This window comes from Noviherbaspirillum album (assembly GCF_035916955.1).
In the GTDB taxonomy this organism is placed as follows: Bacteria; Pseudomonadota; Gammaproteobacteria; order Burkholderiales; family Burkholderiaceae_D; genus Noviherbaspirillum; species Noviherbaspirillum album.
Genome location: NZ_JAWIIV010000039.1, coordinates 36,233 through 51,153, shown reverse-complemented (window position 1 = coordinate 51,153; position 14,921 = coordinate 36,233). Strand labels below are relative to the sequence as shown.

General features: G+C 61.4%; 7 protein-coding genes. 2 read left to right on the top strand and 5 right to left on the bottom strand.

What is annotated here, in order from left to right:
* Positions 1-326: 326 nt before the first annotated feature.
* The gene (gene dnaE, locus RY831_RS27655) at positions 327-3,776 is read right to left on the bottom strand and encodes a DNA polymerase III subunit alpha (protein WP_326509558.1); all 3,450 of its coding nucleotides are present in this window, start codon (positions 3,774-3,776) and stop codon (positions 327-329) included.
* A gap of 178 nt (positions 3,777-3,954) precedes the next feature.
* Here dnaE and RY831_RS27650 point away from each other — a divergent pair, with 178 nt between their 5' ends.
* Positions 3,955-4,827, top strand: coding sequence for a sulfurtransferase (locus RY831_RS27650; protein ID WP_326509557.1), 873 nt, complete (start codon positions 3,955-3,957; stop codon positions 4,825-4,827).
* Between the two features lie 491 nt (positions 4,828-5,318).
* On the opposite strand, the gene RY831_RS27645 is transcribed toward RY831_RS27650, so the two are convergent.
* From RY831_RS27645 to RY831_RS27635, 3 genes are read right to left on the bottom strand one after another with little or no spacing between them, the layout of a single operon-like run.
* Positions 5,319-6,755, bottom strand: a complete 1,437-nt coding sequence (locus RY831_RS27645) for a TolC family outer membrane protein (RefSeq protein ID WP_326509556.1) — start codon at positions 6,753-6,755, stop codon at positions 5,319-5,321.
* Positions 6,756-6,757: 2 nt separating this feature from the next.
* A complete protein-coding gene (locus tag RY831_RS27640; protein ID WP_326509555.1) occupies positions 6,758-8,107 on the bottom strand; it encodes an HlyD family type I secretion periplasmic adaptor subunit in 1,350 nt (449 codons plus the stop codon).
* 4 nt (positions 8,108-8,111) lie between these two features.
* Positions 8,112-9,962, bottom strand: coding sequence for a type I secretion system permease/ATPase (locus tag RY831_RS27635; protein ID WP_326509554.1), 1,851 nt, complete (start codon positions 9,960-9,962; stop codon positions 8,112-8,114).
* 999 nt (positions 9,963-10,961) lie between these two features.
* Here RY831_RS27635 and RY831_RS27630 point away from each other — a divergent pair.
* Positions 10,962-12,497, top strand: a complete 1,536-nt coding sequence (locus RY831_RS27630; protein ID WP_326509553.1) for a HupA family protein — start codon at positions 10,962-10,964, stop codon at positions 12,495-12,497.
* A 210-nt stretch (positions 12,498-12,707) separates the two neighbouring features.
* Here the strand turns inward: RY831_RS27630 and RY831_RS27625 are convergent, their stop codons facing one another.
* On the bottom strand, positions 12,708-14,174 hold the full coding sequence (locus RY831_RS27625; RefSeq protein ID WP_326509552.1) for a hypothetical protein: 1,467 nt from the start codon (positions 14,172-14,174) through the stop codon (positions 12,708-12,710).
* Positions 14,175-14,921 lie beyond the last annotated feature (747 nt).

The following is a 14,921-nucleotide window of genomic DNA, read 5'->3' as shown; positions in this document are numbered from 1 at the left end:
GATCATCGAACGGTTTAAACGACATGTATTCTCCGACGGTATTGCGTTCCCGCGCCCTGGATTCAAGCCGTTGCGACGCCTGGAAGTTAATTTAAATGCAATATAAAAGTTGCATGGATAGTAACATGTCGCCTTGTTTTTATTAAGAAGATTGCAACATCTGACGTGTGCAAGCGACACTCGATCTGTTGAGGCAAGTAGTGCGAATATGAAGAAAGCGCTAGGAATAGCCGGTGGAGCGCGATGGAAACGATGAAAGACGTGCGCGGGCGCGCACGCCGGAGGGAGTTAGGAGTCGATTGCGCCGGGACGCGCGGATCAGCAGGTCAGTACTCGACCGCCGCACCCTTGATGCCGAGCTTGTCGGCGAGGCTCTGCTTGAGGCCGTCGGCGGGCGACACGCGCCAGTCATCGGCCAGGCGAAGTTCGCAGCTGCCCACGCCGGCCTGCATGTAGCGAAGTATCAGCGGCAAGCCGGATTCGGACCGGTAAGGCGCGAGGAGCTGTTTCATCTGCGCGGCATCGGGCCTGGTGTCGAGCGAAAACGCGAACTGGCGGCCGAAGGCGATGCGCGCCATGGCGATGTCCATGACCTTGTCGGCCGATACGCGCAGGCCGCCCGCGAAACGGTCTTCCGATACCTTGCCCTGCACCGCCAGGAATTCATCTTCCTTGAACAGCTGCTTGTTGGGCTCGTACAGCTCGTTGTAGACGGTGACATCGACGGTGGCGCTCCCATCGTCGAGCGTGACAATCAGGATCTTGCCGCGCTGGGTCATCTGGGTGCGCATGGCGCTGACGATGCCGGCCATGAGGCGCGGCTCGCGCGCAGGTTCCAGGCTCGACAGCTTGGCGCGGGCGAACTTGCGGGCTTCCTGTTCATAGGCATTGAACAGGTGGCCCGATAGGTAGAAGCCGAGCGCGACCTTCTCTTCGGTCAGGCGCTGCTTCTCGCTCCAGGGCTCGGCCTTCACGTATTCGAGCGGCGCTTCCATGCCGTCGTCGGGTCCGCCGAACAGGCTGACCTGGTTGGCCGAGGCTTCCGCCTGCTCCGCGCATTCCATCGCGTAGTTGACCGAGGCGATCAGCACGCCGCGATCTACGCCGAAGCAATCCATCGCGCCAGCGCGGATCAGCGATTCGATGGTGCGGCGGTTGATCTGGCGCTTGTCGATGCGTTTGACGAAGTCGAACAGGTCCTTGAAAGGCCCTTCCTCGCGCGCGGCGAGGATGGCCTCGATCGCATTCTGGCCGGAGCCCTTGACGGCGCCGAGGCCGTAGCGGATCTGGGTGGCCTTCTTGCCGGGCTCGCCGACCGGCGTGAAGCGGTAGTCGGACAGGTTGATGTTGGGCGGCAGCAGCTTGAGGCCGCAGACATCGATCGCATCCTCGACCAGGATCTTGATCTTGTCGGTGTCGTCCATGGCCAGCGACAAGTTGGCGGCCATGAATGCGGCGGGATGGTGGGCCTTGAGATAGGCGGTATGGTACGACAGCAGCGCGTACGCGGCGGCGTGCGACTTGTTGAAGCCGTAGCCCGCGAACTTTTCCATCAAGTCGAAGATCTCGTCGGCCTTCTCCTGCGACAGGCCGTTCTTGGCCGCGCCTTCGCGGAAGATCTGACGGTGTTCCGCCATTTCCTCGGCCTTCTTCTTGCCCATCGCGCGGCGCAGCAAGTCGGCGCCGCCGAGCGAGTAGCCGCCGATGACCTGCGCCATCTGCATCACCTGCTCCTGGTAGACCATGATGCCGTAGGTCTCGGAAAGAATGACTTCGGTGCGCGGATCGGGGTATTCGAATTTCTCGCCGTGCTTGCGGCGGCAGAAATCGGGAATCAGGTCCATCGGGCCCGGGCGGTACAACGCCACCAGCGCGATGATGTCCTCGAAGCGGTCGGGCCGCGCATCCTTGAGCATGCCCTGCATGCCGCGGCTTTCAAGCTGGAACACGGCGACCGTCCTAGCCTTGGTCAGCAGCTCGTATGACGCCCTGTCGTTGAGCGGCAGCTTCTCCAGCGAGAAGTCCTGCAGCGCTGGATCGAGCTGCTTGATGTAGCGCACCGCGCGGTCGAGGATGGTGAGCGTGGTCAGGCCGAGAAAGTCGAACTTGACCAGGCCGACGGCTTCGACGTCGTCCTTGTCGTACTGCGACACCACGCCGGAGTCGCCGCCCTGGGTATAGAGAGGGCAGAAGTCGGTCAGCTTGCCGGGCGCGATCAGCACGCCGCCGGCATGCATGCCGATGTTGCGAGCAATGCCTTCGACCTGCTGGGCGAGATCGAGCAGCTGCTTGACCTCTTCCTCCTTTTCCATCCGCTCCTTGAGCAGCGGCTCTTCCTCGATCGCATCGGCGATCGTGACCAGCTTGCCCGGCTTGAACGGAATCAGCTTGGAGATGCCGTCGCAGAAGTTGTAGCCCATGTCGAGCACACGGCCGACGTCGCGCACCGCGCCCTTGGCCGCCATGGTGCCGAAGGTGGCGATCTGTGACACGGCTTCGCGGCCATAGCGATCCTTCACATACTGGATCACGCGGTCGCGGTTTTCCTGGCAGAAGTCGATATCGAAGTCAGGCATCGAGACGCGTTCCGGGTTGAGGAAGCGTTCGAACAGCAGGTTGTATTCAAGCGGGTCGAGGTCGGTGATCTTCAATGCATACGCGACCAGCGAGCCGGCGCCGGAGCCCCGCCCCGGTCCGACCGGCACGCCATTGTTCTTGCCCCACTGGATGAAGTCGGCCACGATCAGGAAGTAGCCGGGGAAGCCCATCTTGATGATGGTGTCGGTCTCGAACTTGAGCCGCTCTTCGTAGCGCTGCCGATGCTTCTCGCGCTTGTCCGGATCGGGGAACAGCTGCACCAGGCGTTCCTCGAGTCCCTGCTTGGCCTGGATGACCAGGAATTCATCGAGCGAGATGCCGTCGGGCGTCGGGAACAGCGGCAGCTTGGGCTTGCCGAGTTCGAGCTGCAGGCTGCAGCGCTTGGCGATCTCGATGGTGTTCTGCACCGCCGCCGGCAGGTCCGCGAACAGCTCGGCCATCTCGGCCTGCGACTTGAAGCATTGCTGTTCGTTGAAGCGCTTGACGCGGCGCGCATTGGCGAGGATCTCGCCTTCGGCGATGCAGGTGCGCGCCTCATGGGCGATGAATTCCTCGGCCTTCAGGAACTGGGTCGGGTGCGTGGCCACCACCGGCAGCTTCAGCTTCGCCGCCAGCGCGACCGCCTGGCGCACGTAGCCTTCCATGTTGGGCTGGCCGTAGCGCTGCACTTCGATGTAGTAGCGGTTCGGGAAGATGCGCGCCCAGCGTTCGGCGCAGCGCTGCGCGGAAGCGGCATTGCCGTTGTCGATGGCCATGCCGACATCGCCCATCTGCGCGCCGGACAAGGCGATGAGGTCGGTGGCGCCGTCGTTCTCCAGCCATTCGGCGCGGATCTCGGCGCGGCCGCGATGCACGTTGGTCAGCCAGGCCTTCGACAGCAGCTCGCACAGCTGCAGGTAGCCATTGCGGTTCTTAACCAGCAGCAACAGGCGCGAGGGCTTGTCGCGGTCGTCGTCATTGGTGATCCAGACATCGCAGCCCGCAATCGGCTTGATCCCCTTGCCGCGTGCCGCCTTGTAGAACTTGACCATGCCGAACAGGTTGGTGAGGTCGGTGATGGCGAGCGCGGGCTGCTGGTCCTTCGATGCCGTTTTGACCACATCGTCGATGCGCACGAGGCCGTCGACGATCGAGTATTCGGTATGAAGGCGGAGATGGATGAATTGCGGGGAGGTCATCCCGGTATTCTACCGCGAGCGCACTGCTTCCAGAGGGCAAGCCCATTTCCTGCGGCTCCGGGCTGTTGCGGGTTTCCCTATTGACAAACCATGCCGCGGCCGGCAAAAGCAGTACCTCCCCTTGCCTGCCAGCGTTTATAATGTCGGCAAATCAAAGACTTACCTTCTCCATACCCTTATGCAGTCCAGCAATCTCTACGTCAATATCGCCGCCTACAAGTTCATCACCTTCGACGACACCGTTGAAAAGCGCCCGCAATTCCGTGCCCTGTGCGAAGAGCTCGGCCTGAAAGGCACCATCCTGCTCAGCCCGGAAGGCATCAACCTGTTCCTGGCGGGCCTGCGCGAACCCATCGACAAGTTCCTCGCCTTCCTGCGCTCGGACCCTCGCTTCGCCGACATCGAAGTCAAGGAAAGCTTTTCCGACCGCCAGCCGTTCACCAAGATGCTGGTCAAGCTCAAGCGCGAGATCATCACCATGAAGCATCCGCTGATCAAGCCGGAGGAAGGCCGCGCGCCGGCCGTCGATGCGAAGACCCTCAAGCGCTGGCTCGACCAGGGCCATGACGACAACGGCAAGCCGGTGGTCATGATGGATACCCGCAATGCCTTCGAGGTCGATGTCGGCACCTTCGAAAACACCATCGATTACCGCATCGACAAGTTCAGCGAATTCCCTGACGTGGTCGTCAAGCACAAGGACGAGCTCGACGGCAAGACCGTGGTCACCTTCTGCACCGGCGGCATCCGCTGCGAGAAGGCGGCCATCCACATGCAGAACGTCGGCTACGACAGCGTGTACCAGCTCGAAGGCGGCATCCTGAAGTATTTCGAGGAAGTCGGCGGCGCGCATTACAAGGGTGACTGCTTCGTCTTCGACTACCGCACCGCGCTCAATCCCAATCTCGAAGCCACCGACACCAAGCAGTGCTTCGCCTGCCGCGCCGTGGTGACGCCGCGCGAGCAGCTGTCGCCGTATTACATCCCCGGGCGCTCCTGCCCGCATTGCAGGAAGGAGATGAGGGAAACGCAGGAGTCGCAGGCGGCTTGATGGTGGTTTGGATGGGCTGAGGAGAAAGCCGGCGCCGTTGATGACGGGCCGGCTTTTTTGTTGGTGGAGGGTTTGCAGAGTGCGGGTACCGATAGGGGTAATGTTCAGGATATTTTGAACCTTGCTTTCTCTGTGGAGACTTGCCGGGTCTGGCCCCGGCGGGCCACTTACTTTTCTTGCTTCGCCAAGAAAAGTAAGCAAAAGAAGGCGACCCCGCTGCCGGCGCCCCTGCGGGGTCCCCAAAAGAGCGCTGCCGAAAGCGGGAAGAAACAGCCTCTACATGTTGAGTTTGCCAGAAACAAACTCCCTTCTCCCGCAGGCGGGAGAAGGGCTGGGGATGAGGGCGGTAAAGAGACCTAGCAAGGTCATCACAACTTCCCTATTTCTGTCTTTGTCCCGCCTGCGGGAGCGAGGTGCCATTATTTAACGAACTACAAAAACAAAAACGCCTGCATCACTGCAGGCGTTTGCTTGTACAAGAGACTCAAGGATTACTTCGCGGCTCTCGGATAAACCAGATCACCCGACACCTTCGACATCTTTCCCACCCCCGGCCCCACCGGCATCGCCTCGCCGGCCGCCGAAGGCGAAAAATACGCCGCAACCGTCTGCAGGTCGTCCGAATTCAGCGTACCCGCCGCAAAACGCAGGCGCAGATAGCTGATCAGGTAGCTGTAGCGAGCCTGCGCCAGATCGCGCTGCGCGGTGTACAGCTGCTGCTGCGCATTGAGCACGTCGAGATTGATGCGCACGCCGCCCTTGACGCTCTGCTGCGTCGCTTCCACCAGCAGCTTGGCCGAATTGACCGATTTGACCAGCGCATTGATGCGCGACGCGCCGCTCAGCAGCAGGTCGAACTGCTTGCGCAGCTCCACCAGCACCTGGTTGGTCCTCGCATCCAGGTCGGACCTGGCCTTCTGATGGTTGGCCACCGCCTGCGTGGTCGACGCGTTCACCGCGCCGCCGGAATAGATTGGGATGTTGACCTGCACGCCCAGCGCGCGAACATCCGTATCCTGGTTTCGCGCGGTGACCGTTTCCGAGCCGCTCTTGTTGTACTGGGCGATAAAGTCGACGCGCGGAGCATGGCCGGCGCGGGCTTTCTTGATTTCCTGCTCGGCGACCTCCACCGCATAGCGCTGCGCCTCGATCTCCGCATTGCGCTCCAGTGCCAGCGCCTTCCACTCTTCGAAGGAAGCCGGTTCCATCGGTTTCACGCGGAAATCCTCGGCCAGCGGATCAAGCTGTGCCACGTCGATGCCGACGATGGCCGCCAGGCTGTTGCGCGCGGTGGTCATGTTGTCCTGCGCCTCGATCAGCTGCGCCTCGGCCAGGTCGTAACGCGCCTGGGTTTCCAGCATGTCGGTTTTCGTGCCCTCGCCCTTTTCGAACATGCGGTCGTTGACCTTGCGCTGTTCGGCAAAGGTGTCGCGCTGTATGGTCGCCAGCGCGAGCTGGTCCTCGGTGTACTTGGCTTCCGCATAGGCACTGACGAGGCGGATCACCAGGTCCTGGCCGCGCGCGCTGAACAGGGCTTCGCTGTAATTGCTCTGCGCGATGCCTTGCTGGTAGCGTGCGTAGCCGTCCAGGTTGAACAGCGGCTGGCGCAGCGTGATGCCGGATGACTTGCTGTTGTAGTCGAGAGGCTCGGTGCCGCCGCCGAAGACTGTCCTCGGCGTGGTGATATCGCCCTTGTTTTTGAAATTGGAGTAATTCGCCGCCACGTTCGGCAACAGGTTGGACCTGCCGAGAACGCGGTTCTGCTGCCCTGCCTCGTTCTCATGCACCGCGGAACGATAGGTCGGATCGTTCTGCAATGCCGCTTCATAGGCCTGCACCAGGCCGATGGCCGATGCCTGCCCCGCCTGCGCGAGCAATGCGGCGGCGATCGCCGCCGCCAGCAGGCGTTTATTCTTCAATGCCGCCACGCTTACTCCTCGCTCAGGGATGTCTTGGCGCGATCGATGATCGGCTTGAACAGGTAATTCATCATCGTGCGTTCGCCCGTCTTGACGAAGACTTCCACCGGCATGCCGGCGCGCACCTGATGGTCCTTGAGCAGTTTCTTGCCTTCGGGCGTGACCATCGCCTGCATCTTGTAGTACGGCATGCCGGTCTTTTCATCGACCAGGCGGTCGGCTGAAATCTGCGTGACCACGCCGGGGATATGCGGCGTCGTGTTCTGGTTGAAGGCCGGGAAGATCAGTTCCACTTCCAGGTCCGGATGCACCTTGTCGATCAGGTTGACCGGCACCTGGCCCTCGACGATCAGCGGATCGTCCACCGGCACCAGGTCCATCATGCGAAAGCCGCTGCCGACCACGCCGCCCTGGGTGAAAACGTTCATGCCGACTACGGTGCCATCGACCGGCGCGCGCACGAGCACGTTGGCAAGGTCGAAGTCCTGGCTCTTGAGGCGGTTCTCGAGGGCTTCGGCTTCCTTCTGCACCTCGCTCAGCTGGGAGCGCACTTCCTTCTGGTAATCCTGCTGGCGCTGCAGGCGGCGCAGGGTCAGCTCGGAAATCTGGCGCTGGGTGCGGCCGATGTTGCCGATATTCTCGGAGATGCCGCCGTTGATCTGCGCATAGGTGCGTTCCAGGTCGAGCAGGCGGTTGCGCGCCACGTAGCCATCCTTGGCGAGGTCGCGCATGCCGGCCAGCTGCTCCTTCAGAAAGACCTGCTGCTGCTTCTGGCTGTCGAGCGCTTCCTTCAGGCCGCTCAGCTGAGCCTTCAGGCCGGCGATGCTTTCATCCACGCCGGCGAGCTCGCTCTGCAGGGACGACAGGCGGGAAGAAAACAGCTGCTGCTGCAGCATGATGTTGTTGGCGACGCGCGGATCGCTCTTCGCGCCATCCAGCTCGGCGGAGAATTCAATCGTCTTCTTGCCGTCGCGCTCGGCGATCAGGCGGGCTTCGGTGGCGCGTGCGGAGTAATACTGGACGCGGGTCATCTCGGCGGCCGACTTGACCTGCACATCGTTCATCTTGACCAGCGGCTGTCCCGCCTTGACGATATCGCCTTCCTTGACCAGGATCTGCTCGATGGTGCCGCCGGTCTGGTGCTGGATGGCCTTGCGGCTGCCCGACACGGTCACGGTGCCGCTGACCGGTACGCCCTTGTCGAGCGGCGCGAAGATGGCCCACAGCAGGAAGCCGCCGACGCCCAGCAGGACGATCAGCCAGCCCAGCCGGGCATGGCGCGAAGGATCGGTGTCGATATCGACAGCCGCTACATCGTGCGCGACGACTTCGGTCGCGTCTTTGCTTTTCAAGAGTTTCATCCGCTTATTCCTGTTCTGCTGCCGTGGCAACCTGCTCGGCGGTCTGCGCCGGAGCCTGGGGCTGTTGTGCCTGCTTCGCCGCGGCCTGCTGTTGAGCTGCCAGCTGCGCCTGCTGCGCTGCCTGTTGCGCCGCCTGCTGCTGCGCCAGCTGGGCTTGCTGCGCCTGCTGGGCCTGCTGCTGCAGCGCCGCCAGCACGTCGTTGGTCGGGCCGAACATCTGCGCCACGCCTTCGCGCAGCAGCAGCAGCTTGTTGGTCACGCCGATGATGCTGGTGCGATGCGTGATCAGCACGATGGTCTTGCCGCGCCGGCGCAGATCCATCACCGCGTTCACCAGCGCCTGTTCGCCGACATCGTCGAGATTGGAGTTGGGTTCGTCGAGCACGATCAGCGAGGGATCGTCGTACATCGCGCGGGCCAGGCCGATGCGCTGCTTCTGGCCGCCCGACAGTCCTGCGCCGCCATCGCCGAGGATGGTGTCGTAGCCTTTCGGGAAATGCAGGATCATGTCATGCACGCCGGCGCGCTTGGCGGCCTCGATCACTTTCTCGGCATTGACTTCGCCGAAGCGGGCGATGTTTTCGCTGACGGTGCCGCCGAACAGTTCCACGTCCTGCGGCAGGTAGCCGATATGCGGGCCGAGTTCATCCTTGTTCCACTGGAAGATGTCGGCGCCGTCGAGGCGCACCTTGCCCGCAGCCGCCGGCCAGACGCCGACCAGCAGGCGTGCCAGCGTGGACTTGCCGGAGCCGCTCGGGCCGATCACGCCGAGCGCGTCGCCCGGCTGGATGCCGAAGCTCAGGCCCTTGATCACCGCGACCTGCCCGCCGGGAGGCGCGGCCATCACGGCTTCCAGCGTCAGCTGGCCCTGCGGCTTCGGCAATTGCATGCCGGCGGCGCGCGGCGGATTGCTGGTCAGCAGTTCGGCCAGGCGCTGATAGGCGCTGCGCGTGCTGCTCCAGGATTTCCAGACGCCGATCACCTGCTGCACCGGGCCCAGCGCCTTGCCCATCAGGATGGATGCCGCAATCATCATGCCGGGGGTGATCTTGCCTTCCACCGTGAGCAGCGCGCCGTAGCCGAGCACCAGCGACTGCAGCGACGTCTGCACGAACTTGGTCACCGCGGTCACGATGCCGGCCTTCTCGCTGGCCTCGGCCTGCAGCTGCAGGAAGCGGCCATGCAGCTTGAACCAGCGCTGCATCAGGTTGGGCAGCATGCCCATCGATTCGATCACTTCCGCATTGCGCAGGTTGTTGGTCGCAAGGTTCGACGAGGCGATGGCCAGCGCGTTGGCTTCGCTCAGCGGCTTCTTGGACACCTTCTCGTTGATGAAGGCCAGCGCCACCAGCACCGCCGTGCCGCACAGGGCGAAGACGCCGAGCGAGGGCTCGAACAGGAAGATGACGATCAGGTAGATCGGGAACCAGGGGGCGTCGAAGAAGGCGAACAGCGCATTCCCGGTCAGAAACTGGCGCAGGTTGGTCAGATCCTGCAGCGCCTGTCCGGCATTGCCGCCGCCGCGGCGCAGGTTCTGTTCGAAGGCCGCCGTATAGACCCGCTTGTTGAGCTGCATGTCCAGCTTGGCGCCGATACGCACCAGCACGAAGCTGCGCACGTATTCCAGCGCGCTCATGAATACATAGGCTCCCAGCATGATCAGCGTCAGCATCAGCAGCGTGATTTCGTTCTGGCTCGGGAGCACGCGGTCGTACACCTGCAGCATGTAGATCGAAGGGGTCAGCATGATCAGGTTGATGACCGCGCTGAAAATGCCGACGGTACGAAACGCGCCCTTGAAGCTGGCAAGCGCCTGGGCGATTTCGTTGTTGGGAAGTTGAAGTTTAGATTTCATCTAGGATTTGACGCGCTGGTGAATGCCGGGGGGCAGATATATCCATGAAGAACAAAGCGGCTCGGGAACAATCGGTATCGGTTTGAAAACCCTGGTATCGACTGGCCGCGCGCCGCCGGACGCCGTCGCATTATCGAAATTTGCCAATCCATAAACATGCTTGTTGTCTTTCGAAAAATGTGACGGTTATCACATTTGGCGAAGCTTACCACAGCGAAATTTGGCGTACCACAGTTTTTCTCGGAAGAATGAAAAACCACGGTTTTTATGCCAAAAGTCGGCAAAGATGGTGTGAAACTGCTATTTCCGTGACTTGACCGCCTGATCATGGCCATCGAACAACGGCATGTGTGCCGCTGTTGCATATTTCATCATGGCATCAACCTGCCTGACCGGAAGTCGTTTCTGACATGCGACCGATGCGACAGTTTCCCCGGGTGGAAACAAATTTATTCTGTAAACGATTTCGCTTGTGCATTAATTAATGATGCGAATTCGCCTGAACATGGAGATGGATGCCCCGCCCCGGCGGCTGCACGATGAATCCCGGGAATTTTTTTGACCTGCCTCATTTGCGCGTTGCATCCGTCCGACATGGGTGCGGATACACCCGGTTACGCCGTTGACGGCTCTCAATCGTGCGGCGAGTTCTTCTTTTCAGCCGCGCTTCAATCGGTATTCTTGCCATTAATGCCACGCACCGCAGATGTGCGCGGCATGCGTACCCATATCGTCACGCTGCACTAAATGCATTGCACGCATCACGCGCCTCACGCGCCCACCCGCGTCGCATGCATTGAATGCATGGGTACCGGCACAAGTAAAAACCATTCACTACTTAGTCATTGCAGGACGCCTTATCGCTACGGAGGACATTTCAATGGATTTCTTCAGCCACCCGGCTGCGGCACTGCCATTCATTGCAGGCTTCATTTCACAAATCACACAAGCATCGGCAGAAACAAGAGCACACGCATTCGACATCACGGAGACACAGGCATGAAGATGAACGACTTGAATATCAAATCGCTGGGCTCCGCCCTGATCGCGCTCAGCGTACTGACAGCCTGCGGCGGCGGCGGCGGCGATAGCGGCACGGTCGCGGCACCGACAACGCCTTCAGCACCCACCACGCCGACGACGCCAACGACGCCGACAACACCGACCTCGCCCACCACACCGACGACACCCACCACGCCGGGCGCGCCCGTCGCTTCGCCGGCGCCTGTCGCCGCGAATGCATCGATGGTCATGAACTGCCCGGATGGCCCGCTGGTCCAGTGCGCCGGCAACAGCATCATCCGCACCGAGAACGGCGTCTCGCTGCTGAGTTCGGGCGTGCAGGTCTACGGCCGCTCCACCAATGACCTCGCGAGCCCCATCGTCAATCCGGCCATCGCTACCGGATTCACGCCTGTTGCAGAACCCACCGGCGTGGCCGACATCCGCCTTAGCAAGGATGCCAATAGCACGGTGCAGACCAGCGCCATGGTGCTCAACAATTTCGGTATCTTCTGGGACGGCAGGACGGAACGCCCCACCACCGTCGAGACCTTCCGCACAACGCAAGGCCGCGTGGGCCTCACATCCACCGGCGCCCTGTCCAGCGGCGCCCTGCCGCCGGGCACCGACCTCAGTTTCTATGATTTCGCCACGCGCGGCACTTCCGCGACGCAGGCGAACTACGCGAACAATTCCTACTTCCCGCGTGCCGAACCCTCGCGCTGCCCGCCCGGCACGACAGGGCCTTGCGCAACGGTCGAAGCGCCAGGCATTGCACGCGTGGCCGGCAACTGGCGCACCGCCGGCGGCACAGAACCGGACTACACCCGTTCGACCCGACTGCACAATGACGGCGACATCCACTCCGGCAACGCGCTGCCGGGCGCGACACCGGCATGGCTGGCTGGCGGCACCGGCATCGGCGTTCCCTTCCCCGGCTCCAAGGGTTACCGCGCGCTCGATACCTGGAGCATGCGCTATGCGAACATCGGCGCCTGGGTCACGCAGGATACGGTAACCATGGCTGAATGGACCGGCGGCGCCGGCACCGACGAGCACAACACCAACCGCCGCGGCGTCTCCGCTTTCGGCGCGGTGACCGATGCGGCAGCCATTCCTTCGACAGGCACGGCAACCTATACGGGCATCGTCTATGGCTGGTACAGCAACAACCCGGCCCTGGACCCGGATCCGTTCCGCGGCACGGCGACCATCACGGTCGATTTTGCAACCCGCCAGGTCACGCTGACGTTCCAGAACACCGTGCGCAATGACGCCGCGGGCGCACCCGTGCCGGCTTCGTTCCAGACCACCGCGGCCATGGGCGCAACCGGTACCAACGTCGCCGGCTACCTGACCGGCACTGCAACCGCAGGCGCGCTCACCGGCGGCCTCAGCGGCCGCTACTTCGGTCCGGTACTGGACGCAGGCGCCGCCACCGCGGGCCCTGCCGAAATCGCCGGTACGATGACGCTCTCGAACGCGACATCGGGCGTGTCGATCATCGGCGGCTTCATCGGCCACAAGCGGTAAGCCAAGAGCAGGCCGGCCCGCCATTGCCGTGGCGGCCAATGCCGTGGCTGGCCTTCGGAATGGAAAACGGTCCCCTCGCCATGTGCGACGGGACCGTTTTTTCATGACTCCAACGGGATTCGAGACTCTAAGCTTGCGATGGTCGGCATCTGCAAATGATGCAAGACATTGCCGGAAAATGCTGTCAATGCGGCCCGCAGCATACTTTCATTACGCGTTGCGGGGCGGTCGGACGCTCCCGTCCACTCGCCGCCCGCCCCAACTGCCGTTGGATGCCGAGGAATTACCAGCGCGGCCGCTGATTTCCTCCAGCACGAGTTTCCCTTCCCGCGCCTTCCTGTAGATTTCCCTGTTCAGACTGCCATCCGGGTTCAGGATGCCCAATGCATTCAGCGCTTCCCAATATTCATTCTCCCGTTGTTGCATTCGATTCCGCATTTGCAGCGTCTCCACCATGGACATCGAGCTGCCGTTCCCAGTAGTGCTCTGCCGCTCCAGGTCGGCACTAACTGCACTCTGCGTTTCAAGCCCCTCATCCCAACGTGCCAGCTCGTCCCGCAGGCTGTCCAGACGCTTGCTGTCTGCCTGCCGACTATTCAAATCATCCACCCAGGCGCGCGTTCGCGCATCAGCGAACCGAGGCATGGAGCCGCGCGACGACACCTCGTCCTTAAGCTTGCCGTGCAACCTATCAACCTTGTCCTTGGAGCCTTCCAAGCCAAAGACCTTCTTCGCCGCGTACATCAGCTTGGCGGTATGACTCTCCCACTTCCCGAACTTGGCCGGGTTCAGGTATTTATTCCTGAACACGTCTCGCCATGCCTTGGTATGTAGCGGCGTTTCTCCCTGCACCGTCGGATCGTATGTCAGGATCGTCCTGTCATAGCATCGCTGCAGGGCTTGCAGAGTGTCCTGATCGATCCGGCGATAACTGCTCCTGGCGACTTTCAGTTCCCGCTCGATCAGCTGCAATGTCACATCGCTCACCGTGCCGGGGCGTCCCAACATGCCTTTGGCGAACCGATCTGTTTTGATACCGCCGCTGTTGAACTTTTCCATGAGCCGTACCAGCAGTTTGGCCCTGTTGTTTGGCTCCGCTATCGTGTCCATGACTTCGGACAGCACCTTGATGGATTGACGCTGCGCATCGCGACTCGCATCGACGGAAGTCCCCATGTGCTCGAGAAAGTTTGATATGAACGAAGCCAGCAGCAAGTACCGGTTACGTCCACCAAGATCGGAAGAGCGCTTCTCAATAATCTTCAATGCCTTCAGCTGGGAGGAATGCAGCTTGCGTTCCAGCGTCTTGTTGAGTTCGCCGGCTTGAGTACACTCCAGCGCCCCTGGCGGACGAAAAAAATCTTCCATCAGTATTTGCAGAGACTTCCGTTTCATCTCGTCGTCTCCATGAAGGAAGGTCTCGGTGGCAAGGGAAGCCCAGGTAGCGATCTGCTTTTTGTAATAGTCCCTGGACACCTGCTGCCCCTTTCGCAAGTACTCGTCCTGAAGCCCGTGGCTGTGGCTCGGCGGCCTGAGGTGACGATGAGGCGCGGAAGACCCTTGCGACGGACTGGAGCTGCCCGCATGGGTGCCCCTGGCCGGCGCAGAACCTTGCGGCTGCGCCGCGTAATCCGGCGGCAGTGAAGTGCGATGTGAAGAAAGTAGAGAAATCGGCATGATCGCTGCCTCCCTTAAAAATCGATTTCTTTAACGTCGGGATCCCGACGCACGGGATCGTGGCCATGGCCATCGTGCGTTTCGGCGCCGTCCCAGCCACAGGACGCTATTCGGGGTATTGCAGACGACGATAAATCATTCACGGGTATCGACCGGATACCGGATGAATATTGTTGAGCAACCTCACCGTCTCCCTCCGGGAGAAGGCCGGGGTGAGGGGATCCGGCCCATCATATTTTCGGGCCGGATCTATAAATATTCGTTTCAAGGGCATGGAACCAATTCGTTCGTCCTGCCACCCATGCTCAGTAGGAACGATTGAAAACACAAGCGTGTTCGCAGCAGTAACAGCAGAAACAGCAGCAGCGGACCGTCACGGGATTGTTGTGTGCGGGGCGTTCGTCCCGCTGAACTTGAAGGAGAAAGGTTGTCTGGACGGGGGTTCGATTCCCCCCACCTCCACCACATGGCGATGGTGCGCACCAATGCATTTCCACCGTCGCCATCTGCCGGGGGTGAACAGGTTTCGACAGGCGGCATGAGTATCCGGATATACAGCACGTCAGGCGTCTGACGCAAATAGCGCAAAAATCGATAAACGCAAATGATGCGACTTATCACGTTCAACTCGCGGCCTAAACACCGCTAAGCGAACCGAGTATCCGGCCCCTTCGCAAGAAGGCTTGGGAACAGAAAGGCCGGACCGACACATGCGTAATTTCATCGTTTGCACTGTGTGCGCCGAGC